Below are 20,507 nucleotides of genomic sequence, written 5' to 3' on the forward strand. Positions count from 1 at the left end.
TTGAATTCACAATTGGCTTTAGAAATACTTTTTACATATTCCTTATTTCAATATTCTTATTATTTAAAGCAATTGAAGTAACCAATCTAAATCTTGGGATAGCAGCATTAATTTCAGTTTTTCTAATCTTTTTTTCTTATTATTCCGTTCCCGAAACTTCGTTTTTTGTGTGGAGTTATAATTTAAATCCAAAATCTTTTTTAATCGAAAAAATTAAGACTTCTATTCTATATAGTTCCTTCATAGCTCTTCCATTTACTACAATTTTAGTCATTTTATTTTTCGATAAAATAGAAGCGATTGTAACTTTTTTAGCATTTGGATACTTATTCCTTGTAACTATTATTTTAGCAAAATATGCCGCCTATCCAGATAAAATGAATATTATTCAAAGTATATTACTTGGCTTTTGCATTTATTTTCCACCATTGTTAGTTATTATAATTCCATATTTTTACCTTCAATCATTAAAACAACTCAAACAGCTTCTCAAATGATTCAAATTGAAAATTTATCAAAAAAATATGGCAACAAGGTTGTATTACAGTCTATAAATTTACATTTTGAAAGCGGTAAAGTATACGGATTAGTTGGAGAAAATGGTGCCGGAAAAACAACTTTATTTAATTGTATTGCAGGTTTAGAAACGTATGATGGCGAAATAAAATCTGACTTACCTATATTAAAAAATCATTTAGGTTTATTGGTAACCGAACCTTACTTTTTTCCAAAAATTACTGGAAAAGAATATATTCAATTATTATGTAATGCAAGAAATATCAATACTATTGACTTCGAAAAAAATAATATTTTTGACTTACCGTTAAATGAATATGCATCAAAGTATTCTACCGGAATGAAAAAGAAATTAGCCCTAACGGCTATTTTGCTTCAGGAAAACAAATATTTCATTTTAGACGAACCTTTTAATGGGGTTGATATTCAAAGCAATATCATAATAACCGAAATCATTCATAAATTAAAAGAACTAGGAAAAATAATAATTATTTCTTCACATATTTTTTCAACGCTAAATGATACTTGTGATGAAATCCTAATTCTAGAAAACAATGTCATTTCTAAAAGAGTTTTAAAATCAGAATTTAATCAACTTGAAAGTGAAATGAAAAAAATTACTATTGGGAATAAAATCGAACTTTTAGGTTTAAAATAATTATCCAATCCACTCCTTAAAATCCCCAACTCGTTCTCTTGCTACAATTACCTCATCGTCTTTGTAAGTTGGTAAAATAATTTTCAATCTTGTATTGGAATAGACTTGAATCTCTTTTACTGCTTTTAGTGGAACTATGAATTTACGACTTACACGATAGAATTCTTTTGGATTGATTTCGGCTTCTACAACTTCTAAAGTGGAATCGATTAAATAATCGCGATTGTCTAAAGTGTGAATATAAGTTCCTTTGTTTTCGCTGTAAAAACATTCTACTTCATCAATTGAAATCACTTTTAATTGTTGGCCTATTTTTACCGAAAAACGCTTTTTGTATTCCTTTTCCACTGGATTGACCAACATTCGCTTAATCGCTTCAAAATCTAATGAAATATTTTGTACTTGATTTCTAGCTTTGAATTTATTGACAGCGACTTCTAAATCTTCTTCATCGATAGGTTTCAATAAATAATCAATACTATTTAACTTGAAAGCTCGCAAAGCATATTCATCATAAGCAGTTGTAAAAATCACTGCGCTTTTAATATCGATTTGCTCAAATATCTCAAACGACAAACCATCAGACAATTGAATGTCTAAAAAAATCAAATCAGGATGTGCATTGTTTTGAAACCAAGTAATGGATTCTTCCACTGAATGCAACATGGTATTCACTTGCAATCCTAATTTTTCAACCTTACGTTGCAACAATCGTGCTGCTGGTTTTTCGTCTTCTATGATAATAATATTCATTGTTATTTTGTTTCAAGTTTCAGGTTTCAGGTTCAAATTATCAGTTTCATTCATGTTGTTAACTGTGACTGAAAACTGCGACTAATTACTCCCACTTATTCGCCTTCTCTTTCTCCATAAATTCTTTAATCTTTCGTTCTTCCCAGTTTTTTCCCATGATAAAATCAGGCAAAAATACCGACAATCCGTGTGCTAATAGTCCTAATCCCCAAAAGAAAGCGGTGAAGAAATTATGCGCTTGAAAATAACTTTCGCCATCTTTTAAATTTTGAATATTGATAATCACAATCATAATATTGATGACCAAATAAACGACAGCGTGCGTATAAAATCCTTTGATTTTCTTAACTCTTTTAACTGCTTCATAATATCTAGCTTCTTCGGCATTGGATGGAATAAAGTTTTTAAACGCTTCTTTATCCATTCTACTATTGATTCTATCTTGTAAACTCATGATTTCTTATTTTTTAAAATTTAATTATTCCCATTTATTGTTTTTCCCCTGATCTTTTTTCAAAATCTCTTGAATTTTTCGTTCTTCCCACGAACTTCCGTAACCAAATACTTTTAATCCATGAAATAACAATCCTAATCCCCAACCTAACATCGGAAACCAAAACCATTGAAATTCAGAAAAAGTTCTAAAATTGATAAACACTAAAACCGGAATTACGATGCAATAGGAAATTAAACTTCCGTAAAACTCTTTTATTTCTTTGACTCTTCTTGATGCTCTGTCATAAGCCGTTTGCTCATTATAATTGTATGTTGTTTCCATAATACTTATTTGTTTGGTTAAAATTGGTAGTAAAACTTTGAACTCTTTTTCGTTTTCTTCTACCAATACTTTTCTTTTGGTTAAAATTCCGTAGCGATTCACTATATTTTGTAATCCTACTCCTTTTCGGTCTTGTAAAACTTCTTTTTTCTGAAGATTGTTAGTGATGACTAACTGACCATTTTCAATACTAATCTTTACATGTAGCGGTTTTGCTTCACTAACTACATTGTGCTTGATGCAATTTTCTAATAATAGTTGTAATGATAGCGGAACCACTTTAGCTTCTTCATTATCAAATCCTTCTGGAATTTCAAATGTGATGCTGGTTTCAAATCGCATTTTCAGTAAATTCATGTACGTTTTAGCAAATTGTAATTCTTCTTCTACCGAAACCAATTCTTTATCCTTTTGCTCCAAAACATAACGATAAATCTTGGATAGCGAAGTTGTAAATTTTTGAGCACTTTCTGGATTTTCTTCAATTAAAGAACTTAACACATTCAAACTATTAAAAAGAAAATGTGGATCGATTTGATTTTTTAAACTTTCAAACTGTGCCGAAGCCGTTCCTGCAATAATTTTTTGTTCTTTTAATTTATTTTCCTGATACGATTTGTAGAAATAAACCAAGTGAATTACTAAAGAAACAATAATTGTAATCACCATTGCTACAACATAATTAGCTGGCATTTCGTTTTGAATAAATTCTTGAATTGTTTTGTCTTCAAAGCCAACGTCTTCTAACATTCGCAAAAAGAAAATAGCTAATCCCGAAACTAAAAACGAAGCTAAAAATCCGATTACTAATCGTTTTAAATGAAATCTATTTTTTTCAAAATACTTATCTAATTGGATAAAAATTAAAGCATTAGCAAAATAAAGCACCACACTATACAACATTGTAAAAATGAAATTCCACTTTAAAGTTGTAAGACTTGGCAAACTTCTGCTGATTAATAAATTCACACCTTGAAGTATTGCAAAAACTACAATTCCAATTACTATTGCTTTAACTATTTCTCTTGAATATTTCATTTTAAAAATTTTATTTACAAGCCTTAACTTCCTCTTGTGCTCTATCTAATCCCCAACTTGGATGCAAAGCCGATTCAGGTTTAAAAGTAGCAAAAAGTTCGATTGCTTTTTCAATTTGGGCACACATTGATTTCGTATCTTGTCCAAAATATTGCGCCATACCTTTTTCAAACGAAGCTTTTTGGAACACAACTCTCGGGTTTTCAGGAGCTATTTTATTCGCTTTATTCAAAATATACATTACATCGCCCGATAATCTTTGTCCGTTTGTCATTGGATCATATACAATCCAAGCGGTGTGAATCATAGCTTGCATTACTAAAATTTCTGGATTGTCTTGTGCTAACTCGTTACAAACATCTTGTGCTTTTTGAGCTGTTTTCAGTAAAGACTCCATTTTAGTTTTGTCTTTTTCACCAAACGCTTGTGTTGTTGTGATAAAAGCGACGTAATAATTTGGCAACCAATTTGTTTTTTCAACTGAAGCAATTCGTTCTAATTGCGCAACCGCTTCTTTTGAATTTCCGTCTTTCCAAGTTTGTAAGGCTTTTTTCATTCCTTGGTCAAACTGAGTTTGTGCTGATACAATTGAAGCGACAAACATTGCGATGATAGTGATTAATTTCGTCATGATAAATTTTTTTTAATGGTTAAATTGTTCGTTTTTTGATTTTGATTTTGTTATTGTTCTTGCGCTTGAACTATCTTATTTTGATGAAGCAAAGTTGCAACAGAAATCGCGCCCATAAAATTGAAAGTAACCGAACTGTCATTTTTTGAGGATGAATTGTAGCTTTCCTAATTTTAATTACTTTTACCAAAATTAGTTTCATGGCATACCAAGATATTTTAGACGGAATTTACAACGAAGTCATTCAAATCGAAAACACTGGAAAAGTAGCCGATTACATTCCAGAATTAGCAAAAATTGATGCTAATAAATTCGGAATTGCTTTGGTAGACAAATATCAAAACGTGTTTACAAAAGGCGATGCTTTAGAGAAATTTTCAATTCAAAGTATTTCAAAAGTCATTACCACTTCGCTTATTTTTTCTAAAATTGGAAACGATTTATGGGAACGCGTAGGTTATGAACCTTCTGGAAATTCGTTTAATTCCTTGGTACAACTAGAAAATGAAAATGGTATTCCAAGAAATCCGTTTATCAATGCTGGTGCTTTGGTTGTTGCCGATTTAATGTTAGAGCATTTTGAAAATCCAAAAGCATTCCTACTTGATTTCGTGAGAGAACTGACCGAAAATCCAAATATCAATTACAACGAAAATGTAGCTCAATCCGAAAAAACTTTTGGTTACCGAAATGCAGCTTTGGTGAACTTTATCAAATCCTTTGGCAACATCAAAAACGAACCCGAAGCGGTTTTAGATTTTTATTACCATCAATGTTCTATTGAAATGACTTGCGTTGATTTAGCCAAGTGTTTTCAAGTATTTGCGAATAATGGTGTCATTCCAAAAAGCGATAAAAAATTCCTTTCGACTAGCAAATGCAAACGCATGAATGCTTTAATGCAAATGTGTGGTTTTTACGACCAAGCTGGCGAATTTACGTTTAAAGTTGGGCTTCCTGGAAAAAGTGGTGTTGGCGGTGGCGTAGTTGCTGTTTTCCCAAATCATTACACGGTTGCCGTTTGGAGTCCGAAATTAAACAAAAAAGGAAATTCATTTTATGGATTAGAAACCTTAGAACGATTGACGACTGAAACCTCCTTATCCATATTTTAAACTAAAAAAAATGAACAAAGTAATTTTACTCCTTTTAATCTTACCAATTACATTAGTTGGGCAAAATTTTAAAAACCAATTTCAATCTAAATTCAACAATGAGGATTATAATGCGAAAGAAGTCAAAGAAATTCTTGAAAAATGGGAAAAAAGCAATAAAAATGATGTGGAGTATTTCATAGCAGCCTTTAATTTTTATTTCAGAGAATCACAACAAGAATTACTTCAATTGTCAAAAGAAGAGCCTACAAAAAATCAGGACGCATTGGTTTTGACTGATTCTTTAGGAAATAAATCAGGATACCTGCATTCTTATGTTTCTAAAAATGATTCGTTATTCGCCATTTCACAAAGTATTATCGATAAAGCTATTTCATTATATCCGAATCGATTAGATTTACGTTTTGGAAAGATTCATACCTTGGGTGAATTTGAAAAATTTGATTTATTCAGTAACCAAATACTAAATACAATTGATCACTCTAATAAAATCAAACACAAATGGTTGTGGTCAAATGATAAAATTTTAGATGATCCTGAAAACTTCTTTATTGATGCTATTCAAGGATACCAAAACACGCTTTTCCAAGCCGAATCAGATGAAAATTTAAAAAAAGTAGCAAAAAGGATGTATGATACTTTTCCTAATGATTTGTATGTAATTTCCAGTTATGGCGTGACATTTTTAATTGAAAATAAAAATAATGAAGCGTTAGAACTTTATTTAAAAGCAGAGAAAATAAATCCAAATGATACCATTGTACTGAGTAATATCGGTTTGATTTACGAACGTCTTTCTGATAAAAAAAATGCTATAAAATATTATCAAAAAATTGAAAAGGTTGGTGATGAACAAGCTAAGGAAATGTCTAGAAAAAAAATCAACGACCTAAAATAAAATCTTATCAACAATTCGCAAAAGCAAAAAAGTTTCTCATAAATAATAATTACTTTTGCAGTTCTTAAAATTTCAAAGATTATGATTTACAAATTCCGAGTGATTCTCGATGCTGAAGAAGATATTTTTAGAGATATTGCCATTGAAAGCGACAACACCTTAGAAGATTTACACAATGCTATCGTAAACGCATTTGGCTTTGATGGAACAGAAACAGGTTCGTTTTTCACTTGTGAAGACGATTGGACTTGGAACGAAGAAGATGAAATTCCATTGTTTGACACAGGCGAAGTTCCTGGCGAAATGAAAACTATGGTGGATTTCAAAATCGAAGATTTAATGCACCAAGACAATACAAAAATGGTCTATGTGTATGATTTCTTTAGTATGTGGACATTCTTCGTGGAATTAGCTGCAATTGAAGAAGAAAAAGAAGCTAGCGAAACCTATCCTGCGTTATTATTTTCTCATGGCGAATTACCAGCAGAAGCAGGTCAAAGCGGATTGAGAGGCGATTTATCAAATGACGATATCTACGGTGACTTTGAAGACGATTTCGATGACGATGATTTCGACATGTTTGATGGCGATGACAGCTTCGAAGACATGGGATTTGAAGAGAACTGGAATTAATTAATTTGTTAATTGTTTATTGTTGGTTGTTTATTGTTTAAAAATAACCATTAACAATAAACAAAAAAACTACAAACTTTTAAGAATGATCAACTTATTTAACGCACATATCGAAAACCTATCGATTCATAGAGTAGGAAACAAAAGTAGAAACGAAGCTATTTTCTTATCTGAAAATCCATACGGGTTGAATGATGAAATTATGCCTTTGTTGAAGGAATTTTTCTTTAAACCTTTCAGAGAAAAAGAAGAAAACTACTTTCAGTTTGCTCATGAAGTAGATTTAGAATACAACGAAATGTACAATTTTGCTACCGAAGTTTTCAATAACCCAAGCGAAATTCACAATGTTTCAAAAAAAATCACAAAACACCTTTTCGAACAATCGAATCATCCGCATATAAAAAACGGAGAAGTGTATGTTGCTTATTTTACGCACGTTTCTATTGATAATAATGTAGTAGATGCTATAGGAGTTTTCAAAAGTGAAGTTCAAACCGATTTCTTACAATTCGAAGAAAACGGAAACAACTTAGAAATGATTTTACAACAAGGAATCAACTTGAATAAGTTGGACAAAGGTTGTATTATTTTCAATTACAAAAAAGAAGAAGGTTACAAAATTTTAACTGTAGATAGCAACCGTTACGATGCGCGTTATTGGTTAGAACATTTCTTATCAGTTGATGCGTTTCAAGACGAAAACTTCATGACAAAGAAATACTTAAAATTCTGTCAAGAGTTTGCCAAAGAAGTAGTTTTACCAGCAGAAGACAAACAACAAGAAGTATTGTTTATGAACCGTGCTATCAATCACTTTGCGAAAAATGATGAATTTGAAGAAACTGCTTTCTTAAATGAAGTAATGCAAAATCCTGAGTTCATTCCAGAATTCAAAAATTATAAAGTGGATAAAGGTGCGAAATACAGCATCGAAGACGTTTCAAGTTTTCCAATTGCTAATGCTGCGGTAACAGATGTACGTCGTTCGTTAAAAAACACAATTCAATTGGACACCAATATCCAAATCAAATTGGATTTTATTAACCCAGAAAGCGCGGAGAAATTTGTAGAAAAAGGTTGGGACGAAGAAAAACAGATGTATTACTACTTGGTTTACTTTAATAAAGAGCAGAAATCATAAGGTATTTACATACAAATTATTAAACCTCAAGTACAACTTTTGTACTTGAGGTTTTTTTTGAAAGAACTTTAACAAAATATTCTGTTTAACTTTTTTGATTTTAAATTAAACATTCTGTACCTTTGAGAAAAATATTTAAAATCATGGCAAAAAAGAAAGAAATAAACAAAGAAGGCATTTTAAGTTTATACATCGATTATTTCTTAGAACACAACAAGCAACCGCAATCGGTTTATTTGTTTGCCAAACATGCTGGTTTTGAGGAAGGTTTGTTTTACAAATACTACGCTTCTTTTAACCAAATTGAGCAAAACTTTTTCACTTCGCTATTTGATAATACATTAGAATTATTAGGAAATAGTGAAGAATTCGCTTCATACGATGCTCGTACCCAATTATTGAGTTTCTACTTCACTTATTTCGAAATGTTAACTGCTAACAGAAGTTTCGTGGTAGCGTTATTAAAAGAAGACAAAAACAAATTGAAAAGTTTGTCAAAATTGAGCGAATTAAGAAAAAGCTTCAAACAGTTTTACGACACTTTAGACATTGAAAAAATCGATTTAAAACAAGAAAAGTTAATCGAAATTCAAGAAAAAACAATGAGTGAAATGGCTTGGTTCCAATTTTTATTCACTTTGAAGTTTTGGATTGAAGACACCTCAATTTCATTCGAAAAAACCGATATTTTCATTGAAAAATCTGTCAATACCAGTTTTGATTTAATGGATACTACTCCTTTTAAAAGTTTAATCGATTTTGGAAAATTCATGTGGCACGAAAGAGGCGCATTTAAAATGTAAGCAAAAACCATATGAAAACAATCGATAGTATTCCAACATCAAAAATCCAACGTGCTTCTAAGCTCATTCAAACAGGAGCTAAAGTGGGTGTGAATTATCTTAAATATTACGGAGATAAAATCACCAAATCCGAAGAAGAAGCTAAAGAATCATTAAACAAAAATAACGCTGCTGACATTTATGACAGTTTAAAGCAATTGAAAGGAAGTGCTTTGAAAGTAGCTCAAATGTTAAGCATGGATAAAAATATCTTACCAAGAGCTTACGTGGAGAAATTCTCGTTGGCACAATTCTCTGTTCCACCGTTGTCGGCTCCATTGGTAAACAAAACCTTTAAAAATTACTTTGGTAAACAACCAAACGAAATATACGATACCTTCAATGCCACTTCGATAAATGCGGCTAGCATTGGTCAAGTGCACCAAGCTACCAAAGATGGGAAAAAACTTGCTGTGAAAATTCAATATCCAGGTGTGGCAGAAAGTATTAGTTCAGATTTGGCTTTAGTGAAACCTATAGCCATCAAAATGTTCAACATTAAAGGAAAAGATTCGGATAAATATTTCAAAGAAGTTGAAGATAAATTGATTGAAGAAACCAATTACATCAACGAAGTGAAACAAAGTATTGAGATGGCCGAAGCTTGCCAAAACATTCCAAATTTGATATTTCCAAAGTACTATCCTGAATGGTCTTCGGAGAAAATCATTACGATGGATTGGATGACTGGCGAACATTTATCAGAATTCACCGCTCATAATACCGATGCTGAGAAATCGAATATTTTAGGACAAACGCTTTGGGATTTTTACATGTTCCAAATGCACAATTTGAGAAAAGTCCATGCCGATCCACATCCAGGAAATTTCTTAATTACTAAAGATACAAAGTTAGTAGCTTTAGATTTTGGATGTATAAAAGAAGTTCCGAATGATTTTTATGTACCCTATTTCGAATTGGCGAAAAAAGAAAACTTGAATAATCCAGAATTCTTCCAATCGAAATTATACGAATTAGAAATTTTAAGAAAAGAAGACACGAAAGAAGAAATTGAATTCTTCACCGAAATGTTTCATGAGTTATTAAGCTTATTTGCACGACCTTTCCATGTGGAAGAATTTGATTTTTCTGATGAGGAATTTTTCGGTCAAATTGCTGATTTAGGAGAACGTTATTCTAAAAACACCGAATTACGAAACATGAACGGTAATCGTGGTTCAAAGCATTTCATATATATAAACAGAACCTTTTTTGGTTTATACAATTTGATGCACGATTTAAAAGCTACAAATGTGAAAATCAACAACTTTATTCAATATTAATTTTTGCCCCAAGCAATACCTTAAAATCCCTAACTAAGCCATAATGTTAGGGATTTTTTTATTGACATTCACTTCAATCCGTAACAAATCTAAAATTCGTTCGTCTTACTAATAAATCAAAAAAACGAACAAACTTGGAAACCATTTTAAAAATCTCGAATCTCAACAAGATTTTCAATAAACACTTACACGTCGTTAAAAATGTTTCTTTCGAAATCAAAAAAGGAAATGTTTACGGTATTTTGGGTCCAAACGGCTCAGGAAAATCAACCACTTTAGGAATTGTATTAAACGTGGTCAATAAAACCTCAGGCGATTTTGAATGGTTTGGTGGAAAAGTCGCTACGCATGACGCATTGAAAAAAGTCGGCGCCATAATCGAAAGACCCAACTTTTATCCATACATGACCGCTAAAGAAAATTTGGAATTGGTTTGTAAAATCAAAGGAACACCATTTTCAAAAGTGGATGAAAAGTTAGAATTAGTTGGACTTTTAGAGCGCAAAAACGATAAATTTAGAACCTATTCTTTAGGAATGAAACAACGTTTGGCTATTGCTTCTGCCCTATTAAACGACCCAGAAATTTTAATCTTAGACGAACCTACCAACGGTTTAGATCCGCAAGGAATTCGTCAAATTCGAGATATTATTAAAATAATTGCATCACAAGGAACAACAATTCTATTGGCTTCGCATTTATTAGACGAAGTGGAAAAAGTATGTAGTCATGTGGTAGTTTTACGAAAAGGCGAAATGTTGTATCAAGGAACCGTGCACAACATGATTGAAAACAACAGTTTCTTCGAACTAAAATCAAACGATATGCTTCGATTGAAGACCGTTTTAGACAAACACCCTTTTGTAGAAAACACTATTGAAGAAGATGGAAAACTAATGGTTTATCTAAAACAAGACATTGCCGCTCAAGATTTGAATTCGTATTTATTTGAGCAAAACATTGTTTTAGAACACTTAGTAAAAAGAAAAAACAGCCTTGAAGAACAATTCCTTGAATTAACAAAAAACTAATCCACCGATGAAAAGATTACTATCTATAGAATTTCAAAAAATTTGGAAAAACAAAGCCAGTCGCGTTTTATTATTAACCTATTTTGTCTTATTAAGTTTCATTGCCTTAATTGCATCTATTAAATTTAGTATTGGAACTTTCGAGATTAGAATTGCTGACCAAGGGATTTTCAATTTCCCTTACATTTGGCATTTTAACACTTATGTTGCGGCATTTTTCAAAATATTTTTAGCCATAGTTATTGTTTCGATGATGGCAAACGAATACACTTACGGAACGCTAAAACAAAACCTTATTGACGGATTAAGCAAAAAGGAATTTATACTTTCTAAATTTTTAGTTGTTAGCTCTTTCGCTGCTGCTTCAACAATTTTTGTATTCATAATGTCTTTAATTTTAGGTTATTCCTTCTCATCATACAATGAATTATCAATCGTTTTTAGTGATTTAGAATATTTATTAGCCTTTTTCATCAAACTTTTTGCCTTTTTCTCTTTCTGTTTGTTCTTAGGGATTTTAGTAAAACGAAGTGCTTTTGCTTTAGGATTTTTATTCGTTTGGTTTGTAGGTGAAAATATCTTTTATTGGTTAGTAAAATTTGTAATTTTAGGTGGCGATGACAAACATAAAAACTTTGGAGATACCATTATTCAGTACTTCCCAATAGAAGCAATGAGTAATTTAGTAAAAGAACCAATTACCCGATTAAGCGCTATTAAAACGATTGAAAATGCCGTTGGAGGTGCTCAAACAGCAAAAGATTATAGTATTCATTTCTCGCAAATTAGCATTGTTTTAGTCTGGACTTTTATATTTATTTTAACATCTTATTACATTCTTAAAAAGCGCGATTTATAGTATCTTTGCCGATGCTATGAATACTTTTAAAATCACCATTTCTGTCTTACTTTTCGCATTGGTAATCCAATTCGGAAACGCTCAAAACATTTTAGTTGACGAAGGTTATACACCACAATATCTTGTAAATGATGTTTTAATAAACAGTTCCTGCGCTAATGTTTTAAATGTTAGTGTTTCAGGGGGAAACTTTGCAAGTGGCGAAAAAAGTTTTGGTTATTTTGATGCCACTGGAACTTCTTTCCCTTTTCAGAATGGTATCGTTTTATCAACAGGAAAAATCGTTAATGCGCAAGGCCCAAATACTTCTTTATCAGACGATGGTGGAAATATGGGTTGGAACGGTGATCCCGATTTAAATCAAGCATTAGGTTTGAGCAATACTTTCAACGCAACTGTTTTAGAATTTGATTTCATCCCACTGGGAAATAGAATAAGCTTTGATTATATTTTTTCATCCGAACAATATTTATCAAATCCAATGTCAAATCAATGTAATTTCACAGATGGATTTGCATTTTTATTAAAAAGAAACGGAGAGACAAATTATCAAAATTTAGCAGTGGTTCCAGGTACCAATATTCCTGTAAAAGTGAATACTGTGAGAGGCTCTGGAACGATTTGTCCACCAGCCAATCAAGCCTATTTTGATGCTTTCAATGACACGAACCATCCCACTAATTTTAATGGTCAAACCAAAATTTTGAAAGCAGAGTCTGATGTTATTCCAGGAGAAACCTATCACATTAAATTAGTAATCGCTGACGAAGGAAACCATCGATTTGACTCTGCCATATTCTTAGGTGGAGGAAGTTTTAACTTCGGAATCGATTTAGGTGACGATCGCTTAATTGCAACAGGTAATCCACTTTGTCCTAGCGAAACATTAACTGTTGATGCTACTCAAGCTGGAGCAACTGGATACCAATGGTTTAGAAACACAAACCCAATACCTGGCGCAACTAATCCTACTTACTCTATTACATCTGCAGGAGATTATACGGTAAACATTTTTTATGGCACCACGTGTTCTCCTCCTTCCAATACACTTAAAATCGAATACGCAGAATCATTAGTAATCAATCAAGATTTATTTACAGAATGTGATGCTGATACTAATCAAGATGGAAAAACAGTTTTTGATTTAGATGTTATCAAAAATCAATTATTCACAAACCTTCCTACAGATTATAACATTTCATTTTTTGAAATACCTACAAGCACAACAGCTTTACCAACAAATTATACCAATACAATTCCAAACAATCAAACCATTTATGCTAGAATCATGAATATTCAAGGTTGTTATTCGGATTATCCTGTGAATTTAGTAGTAAATACATTTGATACTATTTTAGCGGATGAGACTATTGGCCTTTGTGAAAATTCTATATTAACTTTAGATGCTGGAAGCGGTTTTACCTCTTATGAGTGGAATACAGATCCACCTCAATTTACCCAACAAATAACCGTAAATTCTGGCGGAAGTTATGAAGTTACGGTAACAAACTCATTTAATTGCTCCAAAACAAAAACATTTACAGTTGAAGCTTCTGGAATTGCAACGATTGAAGATATATTCATTAACGATTTTCAAGAAAACAACTCAGCTACTATTCAAATTTCAGCCTCTAGTTTAGGTAATTATGAATTTTCACTAGACGACATTAATTATCAAGATTCTAATATATTCACCAATTTATTAGAGGGCGAATACACCGTTTATGTCAACGATAAGAAAAAATGTGGTGTTGCTAAAAGAACATTTTACATTTTAGATTATCCAAAATACTTTACTCCTAATGGCGATAATTATAATGATACTTGGTATATCAAAAATTTAAGAAAAAGAAATTTACAAAATAGTACAGTTAGTATTTTTGATCGATATGGAAAATTAATAAAACAGTATAATGCTAATACTGAAGCTTGGGATGGCACATTTAATGGAAGTAATTTACCCTCAAACGATTATTGGTTCACATTGGAATTAACAAATGGAAAAATTATAAAAGGTCACTTTACACTAAAACGTTAGGCATAATAATTGCAGAATAGCTTACAAAATAATATATTCGCAGTATGATGCAAATACACGAAATTGAAGCCATTAAATTACTTTTAGCTTCGCCAAAAAAAATTACAATTGTACCTCATAGAAATCCAGATGGAGACGCTATGGGTTCTACTTTAGGTTTATACCATACATTAAAACAATTACAACACGATGTTGTAGTAATGGCACCAAATGAATTTCCCGACTTCTTATCTTGGTTACCCGAAAGTGAAAAAGTCATTGTATTTGAACGCAGTTTTGATACGTGTAAAGGAATTTTAGAAAAATCCGAATTACTTTTTACACTGGATTTTAACGCTTTGCATCGTACTGGTGATCAAATGGAAAATGTGTTAAAAACACTTACAGTTCCAAGTGTGATGATAGACCATCATCAAGCTCCAGATGGATATGCTACTTATACTTTTTCAGATACTACTTATGGCTCAACTTGTGAAATGGTATATGATTTTATTTACCAATTAGGTTTTGAAAACCTAATCAACAAAACAGTTGCAACATGTTTATATACTGGAATTGTTACTGATTCTGGAAGTTTTAGATTTCCTAAAACAACCAGTAAAACACACAAATGTGTCGCAGATTTAATTGATAAAGGCATAAACAATAGTGAAATTCATAATTTACTTTTCGATAATTCATCATACAATCGTTTGTTGTTATTAGGAAAAGCACTTCAGAATTTGAAAATGCTTCCTGAATACAAAACAACCTATATTACTCTAAGTCAAGACGAATTAAATGAATTTGGTCATCAAAAAGGAGATACAGAAGGCATTGTAAACTACGGATTAAGCATCAAAGGAATCGATTTCACAGCTATTTTCATCGAAAACAAAGAAGAAGGAATTATTAAAATTTCTTTCCGTTCTCAAGGCGATTTTGATGTAAATCAATTTGCAAGAAATCATTTCAATGGCGGTGGTCACATCAATGCTGCTGGTGGAAAATCTTTTTCAAATTTAGAAGAAACGGTACAACAATTTATTGCTATTTTAGCAACAGAAAAAAAATAATTATGAAAATTAAAAACCTATTCCTTTTTGGAGCAATGATTTTCTTAGCCAGTTGTTCGCAACAACAACAAGCTAGAAAACCTATTTCTCACACTTCAGGAACTTTCATAAAAGAATCTATTGAGCGAAACAAAATATTAATCGCTGACGAAGAAGATTTAATTGCTGAAATTATTAAAAACGATTCTTTAAAATCATACATCGCTTCAAACAAGGGATATTGGTACAAATACGAAACAAAAGTAGACGAAATTACACCTACTCCTAAAAGAGGAGATATTGCTTTTTTTGATTATGAAATCAAAGATTTAAAAAGCAGAATTATCTACACAATTGCCGATACAAAACCCCAAACCTATTATGTAGATAAAGAAAATATTATGATGGGTTTACGTGATGGAATCAAACTTATGAAAAAAGGAGAAACTGTTACATTTTTATTTCCCTCACACATGGCATATGGATATCATGGTGACGATAAAAAAATTGGCACTAACGAGCCTTTAATTTGTACTGTAAGTTTAAACGACATTAAAGTAGACACTCAAGCTAAAAACTAAAAAAAATGAAAATTACCTCAATTTTACTACTAAGCATTTTTACTCTTTTTACTTCATGCACAAAATCTTATGACAACCTAAAAGAAGGTTTATATGCCGATATCGAAACAGCAAAAGGGAGTATGATTGTTAAATTAGAATTTGAAAAAGTTCCGAATACCGTTGCCAATTTCGTAACCTTAGCAGAAGGCAAAAATCCTTTTGTAAGTGAAGAATTTAAAGGAAAACCATTTTATGATGGTTTAAAATTTCACCGAGTTATTGGAGATTTCATGATACAAGGAGGCGATCCAAATGGAGATGGTTCTGGTGGCCCTGGTTATAAATTTAAAGATGAATTTCATCCTGATTTAAAACATTCAAAAGCTGGAATTTTATCTATGGCAAATGCGGGTCCAAGTACGAATGGAAGTCAATTTTTCATCACTCACAAAGAAACGCCATGGCTAGACAATATGCACACTGTTTTTGGTGAAGTGGTGGAAGGATTAGAGGTAATTAATACAATTGCAGCTGATGATGTTATTGAAAAAATTACAATTATTAGAATTGGAAATGCTGCTAAAAAGTTTGATGCTGTAAAGATTTTCAAAAATTACTATTCTTCAGTTGCAAAAGAAATTAAAGAAGCTGAAGAAAAGGCAAAACAAATCATTGAAAATAAAGCTAAAGAAATCACCACTTTAAAAGCAACCGGAACAAAAACAAAATCGGGATTAATCTATCAAATCCTTAAAAAAGGTGGCGATAAGAAACCTTCAAACGGAGCACAAGTGTTTGTAAATTATGCAGGTTATTTAGAAAATGGCCAACTTTTTGATACTAGCTACGAAGACGTTGCTAAATTATTTGGAAAGTTTAATCAGCAAAGAGCTCAGCAAGGCGGTTATACTCCAATTCCATCAACAATAGGAAATCTTCAGTTTATCCCTGGATTTATAGAAGGAATTAACATGATGAATTTTGGAGATAAATTAATGTTGTACATCCCTGCTGAATTAGGTTATGGACAACAAGGTGCTGGAGATGTTATTCCTCCAAACGCTAATATTATTTTTGAAGTTGAACTTTTAGAAACCAATACCACTAAATAAAATTATACAATGAAGAATATTGCTAAACTAGTTGCTATTATTTTGAGTTCATCAACTATGATGTTCGCACAAAACAAAACTCAAGAAGGGATTTTTGCAGAAATCAATACCACTAAAGGAAAAATTATTACTCAATTAGAATATCAAAAAACACCTATTACAGTTGCTAACTTTATTTCGCTTACAGAAGGCAAAAATCCAAAAGCAGATGTAAAATTTAAAGGAAAACCATTCTATAATGGATTAAAATTTCATAGAGTTATTGCTGACTTTATGATTCAAGGTGGTTGCCCAGAAGGCAACGGTACTGCTGGACCAGGATATAAATTTGAAGATGAAATTGTGGCCGATTTAAAACATTCTGGAAAAGGAATACTATCAATGGCTAATGCAGGACCAGCTACAAATGGAAGTCAATTTTTCATTACCCACAAAGCTACACCTTGGCTAGATGGCAAACATACTGTTTTTGGACATGTAATAAGTGGCCAAGAAGTAGTTGACAAAGTTGCCCAAAATGACGTGATTACTTCTATAAAAATCATCAGAGTGGGCAAAGAAGCTAAAAAATTCAATGCTGAAAAAACTTTTGCTGATTACTTTGTAAAAAAAGAAGTTGAAGAAAAATTGGCTGCTGAAAAACAAAAAGAAGCAAAAGAAAAAGCTTTAAAAGAATTTGCTAATGCTGCCACAACTCCTAGCGGTTTAAAATATATCGTTTTACAAGAAGGAACAGGTAATAAACCAGTTGCAACTAGTAACGTTAAAGTACACTACACTGGAATGTTCTTAGACGGAAAAGTTTTTGATAGTAGTGTACAAAGAGGTGAAACAATTGATTTTGGTTTGAACCAAGTAATCAAAGGTTGGACAGAAGGCGTTCAATTAATGTCAGAAGGTTCAAAATATAAATTTTATATCCCTTCAAATTTAGCATACGGCGAAAGAGGCGCAGGTGGTGTTATACCTCCAAATACAGATTTAATTTTTGAAGTTGAATTAATTAAAATCAATCAATAATAAATAAGCCGCTAAAATAATTTAGCGGCTTATTTATTGCTATTAAAATTTCCAATCGAAATCATCTTCTTTTTCTTTGAAAACGGCACCAAGTTCAATCTTAACTATTTCATTATAATCTAGGTGAAAAAACAACCAGTTTTCTTCGTTAAAATAACTTAATATTCCTTCGGAAGTATCTGACTCAAAGTATTTAACTTTATTCTTCTCCAAAATTGGATATACTTCACTCCAATTTTTACCAATTAAAGAAGTGTTGAACAACTTCAGCATTGAATTAGAAGTCGTCATATAACCTAATCTAAAGTCTTCTTCTTTGTAAAAAGTTAAACGTAACTTTCTTGAATTGTATATGAAAACAACATTTTCGTCTTCATCTTTGTAACTTGAATCAGGTTTATCCAAAATTTTAATTACATCATGCTCTTTCATTCCAAAAAGCAAATTGTCAATTCCATATTTTAATTTTATTTCCATTCTATATAATGCTAAAAAATCCCGACTTTCATCGGGATTTAAAAATTATGCTATTTTGAAACGTTTTCTATCGTTTTCATTCAAATAGATTTTACGTAAACGTAACGATTTTGGAGTTACTTCTACATACTCATCTTTTTGAATGTACTCTAATGCTTCTTCTAATGAGAATTTGATTGCAGGAATAATTCTTGCTTTATCATCATTTCCAGAAGAACGTACGTTTGTTAATTTTTTAGTTTTAGTTACATTCACCACCATATCATCTCCACGTGAATTTTCACCAATTACCTGACCTTCATAGATATCTTCATTCGGGTCAACGAAGAATTTACCTCTATCCTGTAATTTATCAATTGAATAAGGAATTGCTTTACCGTTTTCCATAGAAATTAATGAACCACCTAAACGTCCTGGAATTTCACCTTTGAATGGTTGGTAATCAATAAAACGGTGCGACATAATAGCTTCACCAGCAGTAGCAGTTAATAATTGATTTCTTAATCCGATAATTCCACGAGATGGAATGTTGAATTTGATAATCATACGCTCTCCTTTAGGCTCCATAGATAACATTTCACCTTTACGGATAGTTACAAATTCAACCGCTCTACCTGAAAGATTTTCTGGTAAATCAACTGTTAATTCTTCAATTGGCTCACATTTTACACCATCGATTTCTTTGATAATAACTTGTGGTTGTCCAATTTGTAACTCATATCCTTCTCTTCTCATCGTTTCAATTAAAACCGATAAGTGAAGTACACCACGACCAAACACTAAGAATTTATCTGCAGAATCAGTTTCGTTAACTCTTAATGCTAAGTTTTTCTCTAATTCTTTATTCAAACGATCTTTAATGTGACGAGAAGTTACAAATTTACCTTCTTTACCAAAGAAAGGAGAGTCGTTAATTGTAAACAACATACTCATTGTTGGCTCATCAATAGCAATAGTTTCTAATGCTTCTGGATTTTCAAAATCAGCAACTGTATCACCAATTTCAAAACCTTCTAAACCAACTAATGCACAGATATCACCAGCAACAACTTCTTCTACTTTTTTACGCCCTAAACCTTCAAAAGTATGTAATTCTTTAATTTTTGATTTGCTTATTTTTCCATCTCTTTTTACTAAAGAAACGTTCATTCCTTCACGTAAAACACCTCTTTGTAAACGACCAATCGCGATACGACCTGTAAACGAAGAGAAATCTAAAGATGTAATTAACATTTGAGGTGTCCCTTCAGAAACTTTAGGAGCTGGAACATGTTTCAAAACCATATCTAACAATGGCTCAATGTTTTCCGTTTGGTTTCTAAAGTCATCAGACATCCAGTTGTTTTTAGCCGAACCGTAAACTGTTGGGAAATCTAACTGCTCTTCAGTAGCACCTAATTCAAACATTAAGTCGAAAACTTTTTCATGTACTTCTTCTGGAGTACAGTTTTCTTTATCTACTTTGTTAATAACCACACAAGGTTTCAATCCTAAGTCAATCGCTTTTTGTAATACGAAACGCGTTTGTGGCATTGGTCCTTCAAAAGCATCCACTAAAAGACATACACCATCTGCCATATTAAGCACACGCTCTACTTCACCACCAAAATCGGCGTGACCTGGAGTATCGATAATGTTGATTTTTGTTCCTTTATAAGTTACAGAAACGTTTTTAGAAGTAATAGTAATACCTCTTTCACGCTCTAAGTCATTATTATCTAAGATTAAATCTCCTGTGTTTTCGTTTTCACGAAACAACTGACAGTGGTACATAATTTTATCAACCAAAGTAGTTTTACCGTGGTCAACGTGGGCAATAATTGCGATGTTTCTAATAGAAGTCATTTATAAAATTTTTGAAGGTGCAAAGGTAATGTTTATTTTGATAAAAACACTATAGTAATCAATACTTTAGTAGAAATAACATAATAGTAACGTATAAAAAAAGCCCTCGGAATGAGAGCTTTAGTATATTTCACTAACGGTAGACTATAAAGAAGCTACGTGTTTAGTTAATTTAGATTTTAAGTTAGAAGCTTTATTATCATGGATAATATTTTTCTTAGCTAATTTATCAATCATAG

21 protein-coding genes are annotated in these 20,507 nt (G+C 31.7%); 14 read left to right on the forward strand and 7 right to left on the reverse strand.

Annotation, left to right across the window (positions count from 1 at the left end; genetic code table 11):
* Positions 1 to 493: 493 nt before the first annotated feature.
* Positions 494 to 1,174, forward strand: a complete 681-nt coding sequence (locus tag Q0075_RS01945; protein ID WP_297868056.1) for an ABC transporter ATP-binding protein — start codon at positions 494 to 496, stop codon at positions 1,172 to 1,174.
* Here Q0075_RS01945 and Q0075_RS01950 read toward each other — a convergent pair whose 3' ends face one another.
* The 4 genes from Q0075_RS01950 to Q0075_RS01965 form a co-directional block, all read right to left on the reverse strand.
* On the reverse strand, positions 1,175 to 1,927 hold the full coding sequence (locus tag Q0075_RS01950) for a LytTR family DNA-binding domain-containing protein (protein WP_297868057.1): 753 nt from the start codon (positions 1,925 to 1,927) through the stop codon (positions 1,175 to 1,177).
* Between the two features lie 85 nt (positions 1,928 to 2,012).
* Positions 2,013 to 2,381 (reverse strand): 2TM domain-containing protein, encoded by a 369-nt coding sequence (locus tag Q0075_RS01955; protein WP_026724644.1) that lies wholly within the window; start codon positions 2,379 to 2,381, stop codon positions 2,013 to 2,015.
* Between the two features lie 24 nt (positions 2,382 to 2,405).
* Entirely contained in the window at positions 2,406 to 3,743 is a 1,338-nt protein-coding gene (locus Q0075_RS01960) for a 2TM domain-containing protein (protein WP_297868058.1), read from the reverse strand.
* A 10-nt stretch (positions 3,744 to 3,753) separates the two neighbouring features.
* Positions 3,754 to 4,374: a hypothetical protein gene (locus Q0075_RS01965; protein ID WP_297868059.1), complete on the reverse strand. Its 621-nt coding sequence runs from the start codon at positions 4,372 to 4,374 to the stop codon at positions 3,754 to 3,756.
* A 200-nt stretch (positions 4,375 to 4,574) separates the two neighbouring features.
* On the opposite strand from Q0075_RS01965, the gene Q0075_RS01970 reads away from it, so the two are divergent.
* From Q0075_RS01970 to Q0075_RS02030, 13 genes are all read left to right on the forward strand, one after another.
* A complete protein-coding gene (locus tag Q0075_RS01970) occupies positions 4,575 to 5,489 on the forward strand; it encodes a glutaminase (RefSeq protein ID WP_297868060.1) in 915 nt (304 codons plus the stop codon).
* 10 nt (positions 5,490 to 5,499) lie between these two features.
* Positions 5,500 to 6,387 carry a tetratricopeptide repeat protein gene (locus Q0075_RS01975; protein ID WP_297868061.1) on the forward strand — a complete coding sequence of 296 codons (888 nt, stop codon included), beginning with the start codon at positions 5,500 to 5,502 and terminating at the stop codon, positions 6,385 to 6,387.
* 81 nt (positions 6,388 to 6,468) lie between these two features.
* A complete protein-coding gene (locus Q0075_RS01980; protein ID WP_297868062.1) occupies positions 6,469 to 7,020 on the forward strand; it encodes a hypothetical protein in 552 nt (183 codons plus the stop codon).
* Positions 7,021 to 7,105: 85 nt separating this feature from the next.
* Positions 7,106 to 8,164 carry a nucleoid-associated protein gene (locus Q0075_RS01985; RefSeq protein ID WP_250581122.1) on the forward strand — a complete coding sequence of 353 codons (1,059 nt, stop codon included), beginning with the start codon at positions 7,106 to 7,108 and terminating at the stop codon, positions 8,162 to 8,164.
* A gap of 143 nt (positions 8,165 to 8,307) precedes the next feature.
* The gene (locus Q0075_RS01990; protein WP_297868063.1) at positions 8,308 to 8,967 is read left to right on the forward strand and encodes a TetR family transcriptional regulator C-terminal domain-containing protein; all 660 of its coding nucleotides are present in this window, start codon (positions 8,308 to 8,310) and stop codon (positions 8,965 to 8,967) included.
* Positions 8,968 to 8,978: 11 nt separating this feature from the next.
* Positions 8,979 to 10,289 carry an AarF/UbiB family protein gene (locus Q0075_RS01995; RefSeq protein WP_297868064.1) on the forward strand — a complete coding sequence of 437 codons (1,311 nt, stop codon included), beginning with the start codon at positions 8,979 to 8,981 and terminating at the stop codon, positions 10,287 to 10,289.
* Positions 10,290 to 10,423: 134 nt separating this feature from the next.
* Positions 10,424 to 11,320, forward strand: coding sequence for an ABC transporter ATP-binding protein (locus Q0075_RS02000; protein ID WP_297868065.1), 897 nt, complete (start codon positions 10,424 to 10,426; stop codon positions 11,318 to 11,320).
* 7 nt (positions 11,321 to 11,327) lie between these two features.
* Positions 11,328 to 12,179 carry an ABC transporter permease gene (locus tag Q0075_RS02005; RefSeq protein ID WP_297868066.1) on the forward strand — a complete coding sequence of 284 codons (852 nt, stop codon included), beginning with the start codon at positions 11,328 to 11,330 and terminating at the stop codon, positions 12,177 to 12,179.
* Positions 12,180 to 12,195: 16 nt separating this feature from the next.
* Positions 12,196 to 14,217: a T9SS type B sorting domain-containing protein gene (locus tag Q0075_RS02010; RefSeq protein ID WP_297868067.1), complete on the forward strand. Its 2,022-nt coding sequence runs from the start codon at positions 12,196 to 12,198 to the stop codon at positions 14,215 to 14,217.
* A gap of 44 nt (positions 14,218 to 14,261) precedes the next feature.
* Positions 14,262 to 15,272 (forward strand): bifunctional oligoribonuclease/PAP phosphatase NrnA, encoded by a 1,011-nt coding sequence (locus Q0075_RS02015; RefSeq protein WP_297868068.1) that lies wholly within the window; start codon positions 14,262 to 14,264, stop codon positions 15,270 to 15,272.
* Positions 15,273 to 15,274: 2 nt separating this feature from the next.
* Positions 15,275 to 15,832, forward strand: coding sequence for a gliding motility-associated peptidyl-prolyl isomerase GldI (gene gldI / locus Q0075_RS02020; protein WP_297868069.1), 558 nt, complete (start codon positions 15,275 to 15,277; stop codon positions 15,830 to 15,832).
* A 5-nt stretch (positions 15,833 to 15,837) separates the two neighbouring features.
* Positions 15,838 to 16,926, forward strand: a complete 1,089-nt coding sequence (locus tag Q0075_RS02025; protein ID WP_297868070.1) for a peptidylprolyl isomerase — start codon at positions 15,838 to 15,840, stop codon at positions 16,924 to 16,926.
* A 9-nt stretch (positions 16,927 to 16,935) separates the two neighbouring features.
* The gene (locus Q0075_RS02030) at positions 16,936 to 17,946 is read left to right on the forward strand and encodes a peptidylprolyl isomerase (protein ID WP_297868071.1); all 1,011 of its coding nucleotides are present in this window, start codon (positions 16,936 to 16,938) and stop codon (positions 17,944 to 17,946) included.
* A gap of 42 nt (positions 17,947 to 17,988) precedes the next feature.
* Here the strand turns inward: Q0075_RS02030 and Q0075_RS02035 are convergent, their stop codons facing one another.
* The 3 genes from Q0075_RS02035 to rpsT form a co-directional block, all read right to left on the reverse strand.
* Positions 17,989 to 18,423 (reverse strand): hypothetical protein, encoded by a 435-nt coding sequence (locus Q0075_RS02035; RefSeq protein WP_297868072.1) that lies wholly within the window; start codon positions 18,421 to 18,423, stop codon positions 17,989 to 17,991.
* Between the two features lie 45 nt (positions 18,424 to 18,468).
* Complete coding sequence (gene typA / locus Q0075_RS02040; protein WP_297868073.1) at positions 18,469 to 20,268, reverse strand: translational GTPase TypA; 1,800 nt, start codon at positions 20,266 to 20,268, stop codon at positions 18,469 to 18,471.
* 144 nt (positions 20,269 to 20,412) lie between these two features.
* Positions 20,413 to 20,507: 30S ribosomal protein S20 (gene rpsT / locus Q0075_RS02045; RefSeq protein ID WP_297868074.1), on the reverse strand; the 95-nt coding region annotated here is incomplete at its 5' end.

Origin of the sequence: uncultured Flavobacterium sp. (assembly GCF_937967675.1) — a bacterium.
GTDB lineage: Bacteria > Bacteroidota > Bacteroidia > Flavobacteriales > Flavobacteriaceae > Flavobacterium.

Excerpts from the sequence above, each read along its gene's own strand:
- Q0075_RS01945 (WP_297868056.1), top strand. The coding sequence starts at position 494 with ATGATTCAAATTGAAAATTTATCAAAAAAATATGGCAACAAGGTTGTA.
- Q0075_RS01950 (WP_297868057.1), bottom strand. The coding sequence starts at position 1,927 with ATGAATATTATTATCATAGAAGACGAAAAACCAGCAGCACGATTGTTG.
- Q0075_RS01955 (WP_026724644.1), bottom strand. The coding sequence starts at position 2,381 with ATGAGTTTACAAGATAGAATCAATAGTAGAATGGATAAAGAAGCGTTT.
- Q0075_RS01960 (WP_297868058.1), bottom strand. The coding sequence starts at position 3,743 with ATGAAATATTCAAGAGAAATAGTTAAAGCAATAGTAATTGGAATTGTA.
- Q0075_RS01965 (WP_297868059.1), bottom strand. The coding sequence starts at position 4,374 with ATGACGAAATTAATCACTATCATCGCAATGTTTGTCGCTTCAATTGTA.
- Q0075_RS01970 (WP_297868060.1), top strand. The coding sequence starts at position 4,575 with ATGGCATACCAAGATATTTTAGACGGAATTTACAACGAAGTCATTCAA.
- Q0075_RS01975 (WP_297868061.1), top strand. The coding sequence starts at position 5,500 with ATGAACAAAGTAATTTTACTCCTTTTAATCTTACCAATTACATTAGTT.
- Q0075_RS01980 (WP_297868062.1), top strand. The coding sequence starts at position 6,469 with ATGATTTACAAATTCCGAGTGATTCTCGATGCTGAAGAAGATATTTTT.
- Q0075_RS01985 (WP_250581122.1), top strand. The coding sequence starts at position 7,106 with ATGATCAACTTATTTAACGCACATATCGAAAACCTATCGATTCATAGA.
- Q0075_RS01990 (WP_297868063.1), top strand. The coding sequence starts at position 8,308 with ATGGCAAAAAAGAAAGAAATAAACAAAGAAGGCATTTTAAGTTTATAC.
- Q0075_RS01995 (WP_297868064.1), top strand. The coding sequence starts at position 8,979 with ATGAAAACAATCGATAGTATTCCAACATCAAAAATCCAACGTGCTTCT.
- Q0075_RS02005 (WP_297868066.1), top strand. The coding sequence starts at position 11,328 with ATGAAAAGATTACTATCTATAGAATTTCAAAAAATTTGGAAAAACAAA.
- Q0075_RS02010 (WP_297868067.1), top strand. The coding sequence starts at position 12,196 with ATGAATACTTTTAAAATCACCATTTCTGTCTTACTTTTCGCATTGGTA.
- Q0075_RS02015 (WP_297868068.1), top strand. The coding sequence starts at position 14,262 with ATGATGCAAATACACGAAATTGAAGCCATTAAATTACTTTTAGCTTCG.
- gldI (WP_297868069.1), top strand. The coding sequence starts at position 15,275 with ATGAAAATTAAAAACCTATTCCTTTTTGGAGCAATGATTTTCTTAGCC.
- Q0075_RS02025 (WP_297868070.1), top strand. The coding sequence starts at position 15,838 with ATGAAAATTACCTCAATTTTACTACTAAGCATTTTTACTCTTTTTACT.
- Q0075_RS02030 (WP_297868071.1), top strand. The coding sequence starts at position 16,936 with ATGAAGAATATTGCTAAACTAGTTGCTATTATTTTGAGTTCATCAACT.
- Q0075_RS02035 (WP_297868072.1), bottom strand. The coding sequence starts at position 18,423 with ATGGAAATAAAATTAAAATATGGAATTGACAATTTGCTTTTTGGAATG.
- typA (WP_297868073.1), bottom strand. The coding sequence starts at position 20,268 with ATGACTTCTATTAGAAACATCGCAATTATTGCCCACGTTGACCACGGT.